The 16,928-nt window shown below is 42.7% G+C and carries 12 protein-coding genes; 8 read left to right on the top strand and 4 right to left on the bottom strand.

Annotated elements, in window-relative coordinates:
* Window positions 1-12: 12 nt before the first annotated feature.
* The 3 genes from BDD43_RS07655 to BDD43_RS07645 all read right to left on the bottom strand — a co-directional run bounded on the left by BDD43_RS07655 (window position 13) and on the right by BDD43_RS07645 (window position 5,750).
* Complete coding sequence (locus BDD43_RS07655) at window positions 13-3,111, bottom strand: TAT-variant-translocated molybdopterin oxidoreductase (RefSeq protein ID WP_121197125.1); 3,099 nt, start codon at window positions 3,109-3,111, stop codon at window positions 13-15.
* 39 nt (window positions 3,112-3,150) lie between these two features.
* Entirely contained in the window at window positions 3,151-4,491 is a 1,341-nt protein-coding gene (locus BDD43_RS07650; RefSeq protein ID WP_121197124.1) for a cytochrome c3 family protein, read from the bottom strand.
* A gap of 275 nt (window positions 4,492-4,766) precedes the next feature.
* Entirely contained in the window at window positions 4,767-5,750 is a 984-nt protein-coding gene (locus BDD43_RS07645; RefSeq protein ID WP_121197123.1) for a deoxyhypusine synthase family protein, read from the bottom strand.
* A gap of 276 nt (window positions 5,751-6,026) precedes the next feature.
* Between BDD43_RS07645 and BDD43_RS07640 the strand changes: the two genes are divergently transcribed.
* The 4 genes from BDD43_RS07640 to BDD43_RS07620 all read left to right on the top strand — a co-directional run bounded on the left by BDD43_RS07640 (window position 6,027) and on the right by BDD43_RS07620 (window position 10,620).
* A complete protein-coding gene (locus BDD43_RS07640; RefSeq protein WP_121197122.1) occupies window positions 6,027-6,941 on the top strand; it encodes an alpha/beta hydrolase in 915 nt (304 codons plus the stop codon).
* A 403-nt stretch (window positions 6,942-7,344) separates the two neighbouring features.
* Entirely contained in the window at window positions 7,345-7,926 is a 582-nt protein-coding gene (locus BDD43_RS07630; protein WP_121197121.1) for a TMEM175 family protein, read from the top strand.
* Between the two features lie 101 nt (window positions 7,927-8,027).
* Window positions 8,028-9,683, top strand: coding sequence for a glutamine--tRNA ligase/YqeY domain fusion protein (locus BDD43_RS07625; protein ID WP_121197120.1), 1,656 nt, complete (start codon window positions 8,028-8,030; stop codon window positions 9,681-9,683).
* 373 nt (window positions 9,684-10,056) lie between these two features.
* The gene (locus BDD43_RS07620) at window positions 10,057-10,620 is read left to right on the top strand and encodes a hypothetical protein (RefSeq protein ID WP_121197119.1); all 564 of its coding nucleotides are present in this window, start codon (window positions 10,057-10,059) and stop codon (window positions 10,618-10,620) included.
* A 293-nt stretch (window positions 10,621-10,913) separates the two neighbouring features.
* On the opposite strand, the gene pgi is transcribed toward BDD43_RS07620, so the two are convergent.
* Window positions 10,914-12,560, bottom strand: coding sequence for a glucose-6-phosphate isomerase (gene pgi / locus BDD43_RS07615; RefSeq protein WP_121197118.1), 1,647 nt, complete (start codon window positions 12,558-12,560; stop codon window positions 10,914-10,916).
* Between the two features lie 264 nt (window positions 12,561-12,824).
* On the opposite strand from pgi, the gene BDD43_RS07610 reads away from it, so the two are divergent.
* The 4 genes from BDD43_RS07610 (at window position 12,825) to BDD43_RS07595 (ending at window position 16,928) form a co-directional block, all read left to right on the top strand.
* The gene (locus BDD43_RS07610; RefSeq protein WP_121197117.1) at window positions 12,825-13,262 is read left to right on the top strand and encodes a hypothetical protein; all 438 of its coding nucleotides are present in this window, start codon (window positions 12,825-12,827) and stop codon (window positions 13,260-13,262) included.
* Window positions 13,263-13,454: 192 nt separating this feature from the next.
* Window positions 13,455-14,544, top strand: a protein-coding gene (gene prfB / locus BDD43_RS07605) for a peptide chain release factor 2 (protein WP_121197116.1) whose coding sequence is annotated in 2 segments (ribosomal slippage) — window positions 13,455-13,514 and window positions 13,516-14,544 — 1,089 coding nt in all. Because the reading frame shifts where the segments join, the coding sequence is not laid out codon by codon here.
* Between the two features lie 98 nt (window positions 14,545-14,642).
* Window positions 14,643-15,782, top strand: coding sequence for a BamA/TamA family outer membrane protein (locus BDD43_RS07600; protein ID WP_121197115.1), 1,140 nt, complete (start codon window positions 14,643-14,645; stop codon window positions 15,780-15,782).
* A 228-nt stretch (window positions 15,783-16,010) separates the two neighbouring features.
* Window positions 16,011-16,928 (top strand): PIG-L family deacetylase, encoded by a 918-nt coding sequence (locus BDD43_RS07595; protein WP_121197114.1) that lies wholly within the window; start codon window positions 16,011-16,013, stop codon window positions 16,926-16,928.

The raw sequence follows: 16,928 nt of genomic DNA, 5'->3' as shown, positions 1-16,928 counted from the left end.
TTGATGTATAAATTAAGCCTCTTGTTCGTTTGTGTTTCTCACCTTAACCTGGTAACCAATACCTGGCTGTACGTTAAGCTCTTCCAACACGTAGTAAGTACGTTCGCTCTTCAATGCCTTGGCAACTTCCGAGTTTTCGTCGTTCAAATTACCAAATACTATCGCGTTAGTTGGGCAGGTTTGTTGGCAAGCTACCTTGATGTCGCCATCTTTTACAGGGCGTTTTTCAATTTTAGCTTTCAATTTGCCAGCTTGTATACGCTGTATACACATCGAACATTTTTCCATTACCCCACGGAAACGTGTTACAACATCCGGGTTTAATACCAATTGTGTATGCTCGTTGTTAAGGTAGTTATCAAAACGGCTATCGTTCCAGTAGTTAAACCAGTTAAAGCGGCGCACTTTATATGGGCAGTTGTTTGCACAGTAACGTGTACCAATGCAACGGTTATAAGCCATGTGGTTTAAACCTTCGCTCGAGTGTACGGTAGCAAGTACCGGGCAAACTGTTTCGCAAGGCGCGTGGTCGCAATGTTGGCACAACATCGGTTGGTACACTACAGATACATTATCCATATTGCCCATCTGATCTTTATTGGCCTGTAATACGTTGATCTCTTTTTCTTTAGTAACCGCCTTTTCGCCACCTTCGTTAAAGCTGTAGTAACGATCAATACGTATCCAGTGCATTTCGCGGCGACGACGAACTTCGTCTTTACCAACTACGGGCACATTATTCTCGGCACTACAAGCTACCACGCATGCACCGCAACCGGTACAGGCATTTAAATCGATAGCCATTACCCAGTTGTACTGAGGGCGCTCGTACTCATCCCAAAGGGTATAAGTTTTGTGTTCGTGTAAGCTGCGGTTGCCCGATTTAGCGTCTTTCTTATATTTTTCGAAAGTCGTTTCCTGAATTACAGTACGGCCCTCGTAAGAGTGGTGTGTTTGAGTTTGAGCCAAAACAGATTTATCACCTGTTTTCTCGAAAGTTGCAGCTGCTGATACCTGGAAAGTACCGTTACGCAAGCTTAAGAAAGGGAAAGCGTTTTGTCCTGCTCCGTTACCTACCGGCCCGGCCAATGTGCGGCCATAACCAACAGCTACCGAAATAGTGCCCTGAGCCTGCCCCGGTTGAAATAATACCGGAAGAGCTACAGTGTACCCGTCAACCGTGATCTTGATGATCTGGTTTTCTTCGATACCTAATTTATCAGCAAATTTTGGTGCAATGGCTGCAAAGTTTTCCCACGTTGCTTTAGACACCGGATCGGGAAGTTCTTGCAACCAGGGGTTGTTTGCCTTTTTGCCATCGCGCATTACCGAGCTTTGGTAAACCTGCAACTCAAGCTGCGATTCGCCTTTGGCTGCAACCTGTCCGCTATGTGTTAATATGGTTTGTGCAACAGCATTCAAATCTTTCGAGAAAGTGTATGAACCTGCCGGCTTATCTGCAACCTTAATAAAACCGGTTTGCAATAATGTTTCCCATCCTTTTTGGCCAGATAGTGACCCTTTTGCCAACAAGGTTTTTTCCCAGTTATTTTTTACGTAGGTATAATATTCTTTTACCGCGTTATCGCTCCAAATCAGCAAGCTTTCTTCGGCCTGGCGGGTGTTGTATACAGGGCGTATAGCTGGCTGTACTATTGTGTAGTAACCTTCTAATACGCTTGCATCGCCCCATTGCTCTAAATAGTTGTGGTTTGGCGCAACAACATTACATAACGACGATGTTTCGTCGCCAATAGTTGATACGCCTTCGCCGTTACCACCATGATCTGAGAAGGAAACTTTTAGTCTAACCTTGGTAAGGGCATCGGTAAAATCTTTAGCTTTAAAGTAATCGTAAGCTGGGTTAGCATCCAAAAAGAAAACTGCATCAACCTGTCCGCTCTTCATATCAGCTATTAACTCAACCATTTCGGCATCGTTACCTGCATATTGGCGGGATGGATTATCCAGATCAATAGTATTACCGTAACTACCTAATAAAGAGTTAATGGCGTTAACCAAAACTTGTGTAGCTACATCGTTTGAGCCTGCAACAACTAATGCTTTGCCTTTAGCTGCCTGTAACTCCTTAGCAGCAATCATGATAGATTTCTCTGCTGCCGAATTGTTAGTTAGCTTTTGGCTGCCAGGTAAAGTTGTGCCGGAGATTGCGTTGTATAGGTTAATGATTGCAATACCTTCTTCCGACGGTTTAACCGGGATACGAACATCGGCATTTGAACCTGTTAAACTCATACCGGTTTCGAACTGAATGTGGCGAGACATTTTTTTGCTTGCCAGCGATTTTGAGTTCCGGTTAGAAACGTACTGATTCATAAACTCGGCCTGCGATATCCATGAACCTAAAAAGTCGGCGCCAAAGCTTACAATAACATCGGCTTTATCAAAACGGTAGTGAGGCAATACTGGTTTGCCAAAGCTGTTTTGGTTAGCCTGGATGATACCGGTATAAGACACGGCATCGTAATTGATATGTTTTGAATTTGGATATTGCGCAACAAAATCAGCAATAACAGCTAAGGTAGATGGGCTGTTTACGGTTGAAGTAACCAAACGTATTTTTTTGCCACCTGCTTTAATCGCCGTCAATTCTGATTTTACAAAGCTGTCAACATCGCTCCAGGTAGTTTCAGAACCATTCTTAATCGGATTTTTTAAACGATTTACATCGTACAAATCCAACACCGAAGCCTGAGCCTGTGCATTTAACCCGCCTTTTGCTAATAAATCGTTAGGGTTGCCTTCTACTTTAATAGGGCGGCCCTCGCGGGTTTTAACCAAAATTGCGTGTCCGTCAAAAGTTGAGGTATAGTAGTTAGCTATACCGGGTGTAACTTCTTCTGGTTTTATTAAGTATGGTATAGATTTGTGAACCGGAACTTTTTGACATGCAGCCAATGATACAGCACCAACGCCAAAACCAACAGCTTTTAAAAAGCTACGGCGGGGGGTTTTATTCATCAAACCGGTGCCGCTCAATATCTCTTCAATTGGTATAGGCTCCGCAAACTCGTTTTTGTTTAATTCAACAAACTCCGGGCTCTTGTTCAGCTCTTCTAAACCTTTCCAGTATTTCTTATTGCTTTCCATTTAAGCTATTAACTGTGATTGTAAGTTTAAATCCTTTTATTAATAATGACATTTACCGCACTCAATACCACCTAATGCCGCAGCGGTAACTTTCTCTCCACGTTTAATCCTATCGTGTATTTGTAACATGTTATCATAATAAGCATTGCCTTTATAATCAACCTCGGTACGTTTGTGACACTGGATACACCATTTCATTGTTAACGGAGAGTATTGCTTAACTTCTGCCATTTCCTGGATAGGACCGTGGCATGTTTGGCATTTAACTTTACCAACAGTTACGTGTTGTGAGTGGTTAAAGTAAGCCAAATCGGGCAGGTTATGTACCCTTATCCACTGTATTGGCCTGGCCTTGGTAGAATCGTATTTTGTTGTTTGAGGATCGTAACCCAAAGCATCATATATTTTATGAATTTCGGGCGATTCGGTTTTAACTACCTTATGGCAGTTCATACAAACGTTTAACGATGGTATGGTAGCATTTTTTGATTTGTAAGCACCACCGTGGCAATACTGGCAATCAATTTTCATGGTACCGGCGTGTAACTGGTGTGAGTATTTAATTGGTTGTACCGGCTGATACCCTGTATGCACGTTAGTGTTCCAAAGGGTTGTCCACTGCCAGCTTCCGCCTGCTATAGTTGCACAAAGTAAAAAGAAGAATACCAGCTTTTTATTTTTAAGCAACTTTTTAAAGGCTTCTTTGCGTGCAGCAGCTTTATCTTCACTTCCGCCTTCAACCTCTTCGGGTAATAAGCCTTGTTTACCTAACAACAAACGCTCTAAGCTGCCAATAACCTTATTAAGTACCAGTATAATGATAAAGGCTAAAATAATAACGGCTATTAAACCAAAGATAACCAAATCGCTCGGGCCTGAGTCAGCAGCGGTTTTAGATCCGTCTGCCACAGTTGTTTTTGGCGCAGCCTGCATGGTTTTCCATTCCGTGCGAACGTAAGCTATAATGTTTGCCACATCCCCGTCAGAAAGATCGGCAAACACAGTCATCCCTGCCTGGTTATACTCGTTATAGATTTTAAGAGCCTTAGAATCTTTAGCGGTTATTAGCGCCTGGTTGTTTTGTATCCACTTGGTTAACCACTTGTCGTCAGTTTCGGATGTAATGATTGGACCCAAGGCCGGGCCGGTCATCCTTGCTTCAATTTTATGACAGGCAGTACATTTGGCTTTAAACAAAGCTTCACCCTTAGCAGCATCGCCAGTTCCCGCTGCTGCCGCCGGAGCGGGTGCTGTTGCCGTTGTAGCCGCCGCTGCGGCAGGTGCTGTTTGTGCATCGGCAGAGAATCCCCATGCAGCAACAGCTGCAATGAGTACTACCGACCTGGAAAATTGCTTAATAATCAATGAGATATTTCTCATAAAGTGTATTTATGCTGAATAATATTTGTTTTTAAGATGTTGAAATTGTTGAATGGCTCGCACCTTTCGTATATTTCAGTCCACAAAAGTATAATTTATTAAACAATGGCTGACAAAGAAATGACAGTTATATCTAATTTATAAACATTCTAAATTAAGGTTAAAAACGCGTTAAATTTTATTAAAATGGCGTTTTTGTTAAACCATTGAATGTGATTGTTATCACATTAATTAACCACCGTATACAAAATTTGCCGCCCCTGGTTGTAATTAAATTATTGTTTTAATAGCCAAGCAAATATAAGCGGCGCAACAATGGTGGCATCGCTTTCTACTATAAATTTAGGCGTGTTGATATCAAGTTTACCCCAGGTAATCTTCTCGTTAGGTACAGCACCCGAGTACGAACCGTAAGATGTTGTTGAATCGGAAATTTGGCAAAAATAGCTCCAGAAGGGAATATCCTGCATCTCCATATCCTGATAAAGCATCGGCACAACACAGATAGGGAAATCGCCGGCTATACCACCGCCTATCTGGAAAAAGCCTATACCCTTGCCACCCGAATTTTTAGGATACCAATCGGCCAGCCATGCCATATACTCAATACCACTCTTCATGGTTGAGGCTTTAAGCTCGTTTTTAATAACGTATGATGCAAAAATGTTGCCCATCGTACTATCTTCCCATCCGGGTACTACTATCGGCAGGTTTTTTTCGGCAGCAGCCAGCATCCATGAGTTTTTAGGGTCAATCTCATAATACTGCTCAAGCACACCGCTCAACAGCATTTTGTACATATACTCGTGCGGAAAATAACGTTCACCTGCGGTATCGGCATCCTTCCAAATTTTGTGGATGTGCTTTTGTAAGCGGCGAAAAGCTTCCTCTTCGGGTATACAGGTATCAGTTACGCGGTTATAGTGGTTTTCTAACAAATCCCACTCATCCTGCGGGCTTAAATCGCGGTAGCGCGGCACGCGTTTGTAATGTGAGTGCGCCACAAGGTTCATAATATCCTCTTCAAGGTTGGCCCCCGTACACGATATAATATCTATTTTTCCCTGGCGTATCATCTCGGCCAGCGATATTCCTAACTCGGCTGTGCTCATGGCACCACCAAGGGTAACCATCATTTTTCCGCCTTCAAGCAGGTGTGTTTCATACCCTTTAGCTGCATCCATTAAAGCCGCAGCGTTAAAATGCAGGTAATTTTTTTCTATAAATTGCGAGATGGGCCCTCTTTGAATATCGCTCATATTAGTAAGTGTTGATTTTTTACGGTGCAAAAGTATGAAAATGACTTAATGTGCGAATGAGAAAATGTGCAGATGGGTAATTTAGATGTGCGAATGAGTAAATGTGCAGGTGTGCAAATGATTGGAACAATCAATTTAACAATCTATAATTTGCACATCCGCACACTTACTCATCTGCACATTTCTTCATTTGCACACCTGCACATTTACTCATCTGCACATTTACTTATTACACATTAATTTTTTTTATAAATTTAGGCACCAATTTTATCTGTTATGAATTTTAAGCAACTGATTTGCATTTTTACTTTAGCAGCTACCGCACAAATGGCTTTTGCGCAAGAAAAACCTATTAAATTATATCCGGATAGTGTGCCCAATTCAAAAAAGGCACCGGCTACTTATGTTGAAAAAACCGAAAACAACCGCACCAGCATGGTTACCGACCCGGTGCTTATCCCCTTTTATCCTGCTAAAGACAAAGCTAACGGCACTGCAATTATTATTTGCCCCGGTGGTGGATACGCACGCTTATCGATGGATAATGAAGGCGTTAACATTGCCAAAAAATTTAATGAGATTGGCATAACGGCCTTTATTTTAAAATACCGTTTACCCAGCGACGAGATTATGAAAGATAAAAGCATTGGCCCTTTGCAGGATGCTCAACGCTCCATCCAATTAATACGCCAACGCGCTGCCGAATGGGGTATTAACCCCACTAAAGTAGGTATTATTGGGTTTTCGGCGGGTGGGCATTTGGCCTCAACCGCGGGTACGCACTTTTACAATGCAGTTATTGAGCAGAAGGACACAATAAGCCTTAGGCCCGATTTTATGATGCTGCTTTACCCGGTTATCAGCTTTGGCGAAATGGCTCATAAAGGATCGATGCATGCCCTGCTGGGCGATAACCCAACACCTGAGCAGATAGACCTGTACTCGAACGAAAAACAAGTAAAAGCTACCACCCCGCCTACATTTATTGTGCATGCCGAAGATGACAAAACCGTACCCGTGCAAAACAGCCTGATGTTTTATTATGCCCTGCTGGCCAATAAAATACCTGCCGAATTGCATATTTACCCTAATGGAGGCCATGGTTTTGGGCTCAACAATAAAACCACTAAAGACTATTGGTTTAACAGTGCTACAAATTGGCTGGATGCCAACGGCTTGTTGAAGAAATGAGTTTTAGGGCGCACAAGTTAATCGTGTAATGACGGGATAATCTTTAGCCACAAGTCTTAAGTTCTGAGTCAAAAAAACAACAAGGGCATCCTGAAAAACATCTTTAGCCTCATCAAAACTTCCGCCTATTTTGGCAACATAACGGGCAACCGCAGGGAATGCCTTTTATAAAGCGCCATAGAAACCGCTTCACGCTGCTGCCTGTTATTGGTAATTTGCGACATACAATTGTGTTGTTTTAATGATAAGTGCTATTTAACAGCAAAATATCACCCTAAATTTGAGCTTTTTTTTTGAAATATGCTTGCGTGCGCAAGCCACTTTGCAAGCCAAATGCTATTTATAACCGCCTATAGCGTGCATTTAAAAAATTAACTTATTTTGGCTTTACAAATAAACGCATATGCACAAAGGCCGCTTAGAAGCATTAAGCGATGGCGTTATAGCCATTATTATTACCATTATGGTGCTGGAAATGAAAGTTCCGCATACTGATAACCTGCACGACCTTAAAGAATTATGGCCCGTTTTTTTAAGTTACATATTAAGTTTTATTTATGTAGGTATTTACTGGAACAACCATCACCACATGATGCAGGCCGCACGTACTGTTAACGGCGCCGTGCTTTGGGCCAATTTGCACTTGCTGTTTTGGCTGAGCCTGGTACCTTTTGCCAGCGGCTGGCTTGGCGAAAACCATTTTACTGCATGGCCTATGGCGCTTTATGGCTTTGTGTTGATGATGAATGCCATTGCATATTCCATACTGGTAATAACGCTGCTGCGGCTGCATGGTAAAGATTCGTTACTGGGCCGGGCAATTGGTAAGGATTGGAAAGGCCGCCTATCGGTTATAATTTATGCTGTGGCTATTGTTTTAACTTGCGTTGCACCCTGGCTAAGTTTGGGCCTGTACGTTGCCGTTGCAGGTATTTGGCTGGTGCCCGACCGTAGAATTGAAAGCAAGATAACCGAACAGGACTGAAGCGGCCAATTGTGCGTACACTATTGTGCTTATTTTATAGTGTGATTGTGAATAAGTGTGAATTTTTGTGAACTTTTGTGTATTCTTCTAACTTTGCCGACATGAGCGAAGAACGATCATTAAATTTTTTAGAAGAAATTGTTGAACAAGATATCAGTAATGGTAAAAACGGTGGCAGGGTTTTAACACGCTTTCCGCCCGAGCCTAACGGGTATTTACATATAGGCCATGCCAAATCAATTTGTTTAAATTTTGGACTGGCAAAAAAATACAACGGCAAAACCAACCTCCGTTTTGACGATACCAACCCCGTTACCGAAGACACCGAATATGTTGATAGCATTAAAGAAGATGTAAAATGGCTTGGCTTTGAGTGGGCAAACGAGTTTTACGCTTCGGATTACTTTGATAAAATATATGCATTTGCGGTGAAGTTAATTGAGGCCGGACTGGCGTATGTTGACGATAGCACCGCCGAAGAAATTGCCGCGCAAAAAGGCACACCTACCGAGCCTGGCGTTGGTAACCAATACCGCACCCGCAGCGTGGAAGAAAACCTGCAGTTATTTACCGATATGAAGGAAGGTAAATACCCCGATGGTGCCAAAGTATTACGCGCCAAGGTTGACCTCGCTTCGCCAAATATGCTAATGCGCGACCCTTTGATGTACCGCATTAAGCATGCCCACCACCACCGCACGGGGGATAAATGGTGTATTTACCCGATGTATGATTTTGCGCACGGGCAAAGCGATTCGATAGAGGAAATAACACACTCCATTTGTACGCTGGAATTTGTATCGCACCGCGATATGTACGATTGGTTTATTGAGAAGCTTGGCATTTTTGCATCGCACCAATATGAGTTTGCCCGCCTTAACATGACTTATACCGTGATGAGCAAGCGCAAACTGCTGCAACTGGTTAAAGAAAACCATGTTGAGGATTGGGACGACCCACGCATGCCAACCATTAGCGGTTTGCGCCGCCGCGGCTATACACCCGCTTCGATACGTGAGTTTTGCGAGCGCATTGGCGTTGCCAAGCGCGAAAACATGATTGATGTTAGCTTGCTTGAGTTTTGCATTCGCGAGGATTTGAACAAAACAGCCTGGCGCCGCATGGCAGTGCTTGATCCGGTTAAGTGCATCATCACCAACTTCCCCGAAGGGCAGGAAGAGAATCATTTTGGCGAAAACAACCCCGAAGCCGAAGGTGGCGACGGTGGTCGCGATATTCCGTTTAGCCGCGAAATTTGGATAGAACGTGAAGACTTTATGGAAGAAGCTCCTAAAAAGTTTTTCCGTTTAGGTCCGGGTTTAATGGTTCGCCTCAAAAACGCTTATATTATTAAATGCGACAATTTTGTTAAAGATACCGACGGCAACATTACCGAGATACATTGCTCGTACATTCCCGAATCGCGTTCGGGTAGCGATACCAGTGGTATTAACGTAAAGGGAACCATCCATTGGGTAAGCGTTGCGCACGCCAAAACAGCCGAAGTGCGCTTGTACGACCGTTTGTTTAAAGTGGAAGACCCATCAAACGAAGACGGCGACTTTAAGGACTATTTAAACCCCGACAGCCTGAAGGTAATTAACGCTTTTGTTGAACCCGACATGATTACTTTGCCAACAGGGAAAGCCGTTCAGTTTATACGTAAAGGATATTTTTGCCTGGATAAAACCTCCACTGCCAATAAACTGGTATTTAACCGCACCGTTACTTTAAAGGATGGCTGGGTGAAGAAATAACTGCGCTATATTGACTATGGAGCCCTGTTCTGATAAAAAAAAACAGGGCTTTTTGTTTTATTACAAGGCTGTTTATAAATGGTTAGCGTATTTATACGCGCCCTGTTTCTGTTTTTTGCCGCGCGCTGGTTAACCAAACCCGGTTGCTATTGCGAGTTTTTGAAACGAAAAATGTAAGCCTTGGCCGGATGATATGCAGGCACCCGCCCGCAGCTTTTGCCGTATTAAATTAGATTTAGCCTTAATTATTCTAAAAAAATTAGCATTTTAAGCTATAGAAAGCGTGTAAAAAGCATCAAAATTACGATTTGCTAAAATATTTGGCATTTTAAATTTTATGCCTATATTTATCGAAAATAAAATATATTAAAATATGAAAACCTTAAAACTAAGCCTTATCGGTTTGATCGCGATTGTATTAACAGCCTGCCACAGTCCCCAAAAGGATTCGGAAAGTGCTACCAAAGATTACATTAAAGCTAAACTGAATGACCCATCAAGTTATGAACCAGTATCTTTCAGTAAAATTGACACCGTTTATACCACCTTTGAAACCACTACCGGTAAAGAAATAACCAAATCGTTTGATGACCTGGTTGAGGAGGTAAAAGCAAACAATAAAACATTTGATAATATTAAAGAAGCTAATGATTTAGGTATAATTAAATATGATTGGTACCACGGCAGTAAATTTGACATTGCCGAACGCAAATCGATGGATAGCTTGCTTACCTTAAGCAAGGCCCTTTTAGGCAAAGCCGAATTGGTAGAAAAAAAGAAAAAAGAGATGGAAGCATCGTTTAAAAAACAGCCTGATGGCTTTTCGCTAATTCATTCCTTTAGAGCAAAAAATGCTCTGGGCGTGTTAATGTTAGACAAATATAAGGTTACCCTTAACAAAAAATTTGAAGTTATTGGTGCAGAAACTATTGAGTAGTAAGAGTAACTAAACCCGTAATTTATCATAATTAAACCAACCGGGCAACCAAGTGAGTTTTACTTGCTCATGTGTTTGTCCCGGTTGGTTAGCATAAAACATTGCTTTGACATAAAATATAGTGGATATTGCATGTTTAAACCGAAAATTACATAATAATATCAATAATACCGTGGCTGTATAAAGCGAGTAACGCCCGTTCAGGCGTCGGCGCCATCGCGGGCGGATATTCTACAAAACAACATAAAAAAGCCCCACATCGCTGTGAGGCTATAACACAATGTTCTAGTTTCCTACCTCCAACTCTTAAACTTATTAATCAACCCATTGGTACTTGCATCGTGGCTGGTTACTTCATCGTCGTTGCGTAGTTCGGGTAGTATTTTGCCGGCTAATTGTTTGCCAAGCTCTACGCCCCATTGGTCAAAGCTGTAAATGTTCCATAGTATGCCTTGTACAAATATTTTGTGTTCGTACATGGCTATGAGCGAGCCTAAACTGCGCGGGGTAACTTTTTTAAGCAGTATGGAGTTTGTTGGGCGGTTGCCTTCAAATACTTTAAAGGGCGCAATTTCGGCTATTTCGGCTTCGGTTTTGCCGGAGGCTTTTAGTTCGTCGGTTACAATATCTAAGGCTTTACCGTTCATCAGGGCTTCGGTTTGGGCGAAGAAGTTGGATAGCAAAAGTGTATGGTGCTCGCCAAGCGGGTTGTGGCTTTGGGCCGGGGCAATAAAATCGCAAGGGATAAGTTTGGTGCCCTGGTGTATCAGTTGGTAAAAGGCGTGCTGGCCGTTGGTGCCCGGTTCGCCCCAAATAATGGGGCCGGTTTCGTAATCAACATCTTTACCGTTACGGTCAACATGCTTGCCGTTACTCTCCATATCACCTTGCTGAAAGTAGGCGGCAAAGCGGTGCAGGTATTGGTCGTAAGGTAAAATAGCCTGTGTTTGGGCATCAAAAAAGTCGTTATACCAAATACCCAGCAATGCTAAAATAACGGGTATGTTGCTTTCAAACTCGGTATCTTTAAAGTGATTGTCCATAGCATGGGCACCGGCCAATAACTCTTTAAAATTATCAAAGCCAACACCTAAGCAAATAGATAGGCCAATCGCGCTCCATAAAGAGTAGCGGCCGCCAACCCAATCCCAAAAGCCAAACATGTTTGCGGTATCAATACCAAACTCGCTTACGCCTTTGGCATTGGTTGATAAGGCAGCAAAGTGCTTGGCAACGTCGGCCTCTTTTGCACCTGCGGCTAAAAACCAGTCGCGCGCGCTGTGGGCGTTTGCCATAGTCTCCTGCGTGGTAAAGGTTTTTGACGCAATTAAAAATAGCGTGGTTTCGGGGTGTATGTTTTTAAGAGTTTCGGCAATATGAGTGCCATCAACGTTGGATACAAAGTGAAGGTTAAGATGAGTTTTATAAGCTTTTAAGGCTTCGGTAACCATAACCGGCCCCAGGTCCGATCCGCCTATGCCAATGTTTACCACATCGGTAATAGGTTTGCCGGTATAACCCTTCCACTCGCCCGATATTACCGCTTCCGAAAATTGTTGCATATGGTTAAGCACCGCATTTACATCGGGCATCACATCTTTACCTTCTACCAAAATGGGGGTGTTGCTTTGGTTACGCAGTGCTATATGCAGCACCGGGCGGCCCTCGGTAGCGTTAATTACCTGCCCAGAAAACATAGCAGCAATTGCATCGTTTAACATACACTCCTTGGCAACCTGTATCAATAAAGCAAGTGTTTCTTCGTCAACACGGTTTTTAGAGTAGTCGAGCAAAATATCCTCAAAAAGCACCGAAAATTTATCAAAACGGGCACTGTCGGTTTTAAACAAATCTTTAAGATCGGTTGCAATCATTTTTTCAAATTGCTCAGGCAGGTATTGGTACGCCTTGGTTTGGGTTAAATTTATCTTAGGCAGCATATTTGTTGTGTTTGTTAAAATTTATTAAGTAAACCTACGCTTAATACAATTTAATTGGTAAAAAGATTCAAAAAATATTCGGGATAGTGTTAAAAATACACACGTAACTTAGTGTAAATCATACACCTTAAAATTAGGAATATCCTAAAAAAAGTTACAAATAATTTACATATTTAGAATATCTATTTACTACATTTGAATTATCAACAACAAAATTGATAAAAAATAACAAATTTTATAAATGCACTTTTAAACTGTTTAGCCATGTTTGAAAAACTTTTTTTACTCGTAAAAAATAACGCCGGGAAGGCGGTTATCGAAAATCCGGAAATTGCAGCAAAAGACCGCGAAGCTGTAATTACCGAAGCATCAAGCACAATTATTGATGTTTTAAAAGCGCATATAGAAACGGGTAAAATGAAAGATTTGGTTAGTTTTTTTCAATTATCGGGTGTTTACAATAACCCTTTAGTTAACAGCATGGTTAACAAATTTGCCAACAGGCTTAATAAATATTATGGCATTACACCAAACGTTGCTTACGTAGTTGCCGATGAATTAATACCAACCGTAATGGTGCAATTGGTACAACAAAGCAAAAACGAAACCAAGGAGTTTGGCCTGGGCAGCATGTTTTCTAAACTTACCGGCAACCGCACCGATTTAAGCGGACTGGTTAACAACATGCTATTGGCATCGTAAGCTAAACAACTCATTGTTAAACTATATAATGGCTTATGCATTATCCCCCAAAAAGGGTAAATGTGTAAGCCATATTTTTTTGGCCTCACCCCGGCCCTCTCCAAAGGAGAGGGAGCATTAAAACCAGGTAGATTTTTCAAGTCCTCTCCTTTGGAGAGGATTTAGGTGAGGCTTTTTATTTATATTTGCCACATGACTAAAGAACAATTGCAGGATTTGAGGGATAGAACAGCTTCCCTGAGGAGGCATCTTTGACGTTGACCTGAAACTTGACGAACTACATACCGAAGAAGCCATAACTATGGCACCCGATTTTTGGGACCGCCCGAAGGATGCCGAAAAAGTGCTGGCATCGATGAAAGCAAAAAAAGTTTGGACCGATGGTTACCAAAAGCTGGAAGCCGTTGTTGAGGATACTGCCGTAATGTTTGAATTTCAGCAAAGCGGAGATGCATCGCCCGAGGAGGTGGAGGAACAGTACCAGCTTGCGCTGAAGGCTACCGAGAACCTGGAATTTAAAAACATGCTTTCGGCTGATGAAGACCAGTTGAGCGCAGTAGTACAAATAACTGCCGGAGCAGGCGGAACGGAAAGTTGCGACTGGGCTAGCATGCTAATGCGTATGTACATGATGTGGGCGCAAAAAAGCGGTTACAAAATTACCGAAATAGATTACCAGGAAGGTGAAGTTGCGGGCATTAAAACCGTTACCCTGCAATTTGACGGCGATTTCAGCTATGGCTACTTAAAAGGCGAAAATGGTGTACACCGCCTGGTGCGTGTTTCGCCGTTTGATGCTAATGCCAAGCGCCATACCTCGTTTGCATCGGTATACGTTTATCCGCTGGTTGATGATACTATTAATATTGACGTTAACCCCGCCGATATTGAGTTTGAAACCTTCCGCTCGGGCGGAGCGGGCGGGCAAAATGTAAACAAGGTTGAAACCGCTGTACGTTTATACCACAAACCATCAGGCATTATTATTAAGAACCAGGAATCGCGTTCGCAGTTGCAAAACAAAGAAAACGCTATCAGGTTGCTTAAATCGCAGCTCTATGAGGCCGAAATGCGCAAGCGTATGGAAATAAGCGACGCTATTGAGGGTAACAAAAAGAAGATAGAGTGGGGAAGCCAGATACGCAACTATGTGTTACACCCCTACAAATTGGTTAAAGACATCCGTACCAACCACGAAACAAGTAACGCGCAGGCTGTGCTTGACGGTGAGCTTGATGAATTTTTAAAGGCTTACTTAATGGAATTTGGCGGAAAAAAATAATTTTGATTTCGGATGTCGGATTGTCGATTTCGGATTTGAAAATTAGAGAATTAATGATTTGAAAGTTTACATTCCGAAATCGAAATCCGAAATTCAAAATGAAAAAACGCACCCGCTGCCTCATCTTACTGGTGTTTTTTACAACTGCGGCAAATGCCCAAATGAAGTTTTTGCCGCAGTTTTTACGCAAGATACTTTTTGTAAAAGATAGCTCGCGCCACAGCAGCATAGCCCCATTGCCCGTGTTAAGCAGCGCGCCCGAAACCGGCGTTGAGGTAGGTTTATCGGCACTGTACTCTTTTTATACCGATACCGTTAACAGGCAAACCCGTGTATCAAATGTGTTTGCTTACGGCACCGTTACTACCAAAGGGCAAAGCCGCATTAGTTTAAGTACCGATTACTGGCTCCCTAAAAACACTTTTCACTTTATTGCCGGCATTAGTTACATTAACTTCCCCAGCAATTTTTATGGTATTGGCAGCGATACACGCAAGGCCGATGCCGAATTGATAGGCCAAAAAAGATTGCGTTTAAATTTGAGCGGCGAAAAGCGCTATGGCAAATATTTTTACCTCGGCTTCCAATCCGGCCTTTATAAATACAATTTTGCAGGCGCGGCGACACCCGGCATTTTTGACACCGGCCCAAACCTGCAATACCGTAATGGCGGCACCAGCGTTTATTTGGGCCCCAGCTTTACCTTCGATACCCGCAACAATAATACCTATACCACCAGCGGTATGCTCATTGCCACCAAATACAGCATTTACCAAGGGCTGGGTAAAATGAATGATTATACGGGCGGCCTTTTCACCATAGAATACAGCCAGTACCAAAGCCTTTGTAAAAAGCTTGTTTTAGCCTGGGATGTTTACGACACCAACATGACGGGTGGCCAGTCCCCGTTTTTTTTGATGCCTACTCTGGGTGATGACGAACTGATGCGCGGCTATTACAACGGGCGTTACCGCGACAGGGACTACACCGCCGCCCAAACAGAACTACGCTATCGTATTAGCGACCGCATTGGTATAGTTGGCTTTGTTGGCACAGGTTCAGTGTACCACAACGGACTTGACTTGACTCAACTTAAACCCAACTACGGGGGCGGATTACGGTACTTTTTTGATGTAGAAAAAGGCCTAAGCGCCAGCTTTGACTATGGCATTGGCGAGCAGCGCCCCGGCGAAAACAGGCAAAGTGGCTTTTACATCAGGCTGGGCGAAGCATTTTAAATTTACTTCGGTATTTACATTAAACAAACCATTGGGCAGGGCTTGCAAATGCATAAGGCTTGCTATTGAACCTCATCTATGGGATAAACGGCCATTTACCCTTATTTATTTGCAAATTTTCAAGTTAAATAAACCACGCATGGCGGTTTGTTAGGTAAAAACTATATTTTTATAGGGAAAGATTTGAAATTAATGGGGCTGGTAATATTGATGTAAAAACAACCTTATATGGCTGAAATTAAACTTTTTACTGCGTTTTTTTATTTCTTGCTTTTCAATTTATTGTGGACGGCTGCTGCAGCCCAAACCCAGACCACTCTGCCGCATGTGTTGGTGGTGATGGCCCATCCCGACGATGAAAGCGTGTTTTCGGTAGCGTTATATAAAATTGCTAAAGAGCATCATGGTATTGTTGATATATTAACCGTTACCAACGGCGAAGCCGGTTACAAATACTCTACCCTTGCCGAAAATTTTTACGGCGTTGAATTGACCAACGAAAAAACGGGCCGCGCCAATTTGCCGCGTATCCGTAAGCGCGAGGTAATGAATGCCGGTAATATATTAGGCGTTAGCCAGTATTATTTTCTGGATCAGTTAGATTCGCACTATGGCATTAACGAGCGGGAACCGCTTGATACAAGTTGGGATGTATCGATGGTTAAAACAAGGATCAAACAGCTTTTGATAAAAAACAAATACGATTTTGTTTTCACCCTTTTGCCCGAACCCGGCACCCATGCCGGGCACAAAGCGGCAACCCTCTTGGCACTTGATGTTATTTCGGAGTTGCCCGAAGGTGGCCGACCCGTTGTTTTGGGAGGCATAACCCATAATAAAGTCGATTCTGTTTTTAAGTTTTCGCACTACGCCAACTACCGCAACACGCAAACCGTGGGCGATACCAGCATGTTTGCGGTTAACCGGCTGGCCGCTTTCAGCTATAAAAACAGGGTTAATTACAAGGTAATTGTAAACTGGGAAATTGCCGAGCATAAATCGCAAGGCGTGATGCAAATGGCCATGAACGATGGCGACTACGAGCAATTTTGGTACTTTGCCATTAGCGGAAAAGCCGGTATAGAAAAAGCCGCAAAGTTATTTGCCGATTTAAAAATTACACCTTACGTGCCAAAAAAATATTAA

The organism is Mucilaginibacter gracilis, from assembly GCF_003633615.1.
Taxonomy (GTDB): Bacteria; Bacteroidota; Bacteroidia; order Sphingobacteriales; family Sphingobacteriaceae; genus Mucilaginibacter; species Mucilaginibacter gracilis.
This window is presented reverse-complemented; position numbering and strand designations above follow the sequence as displayed.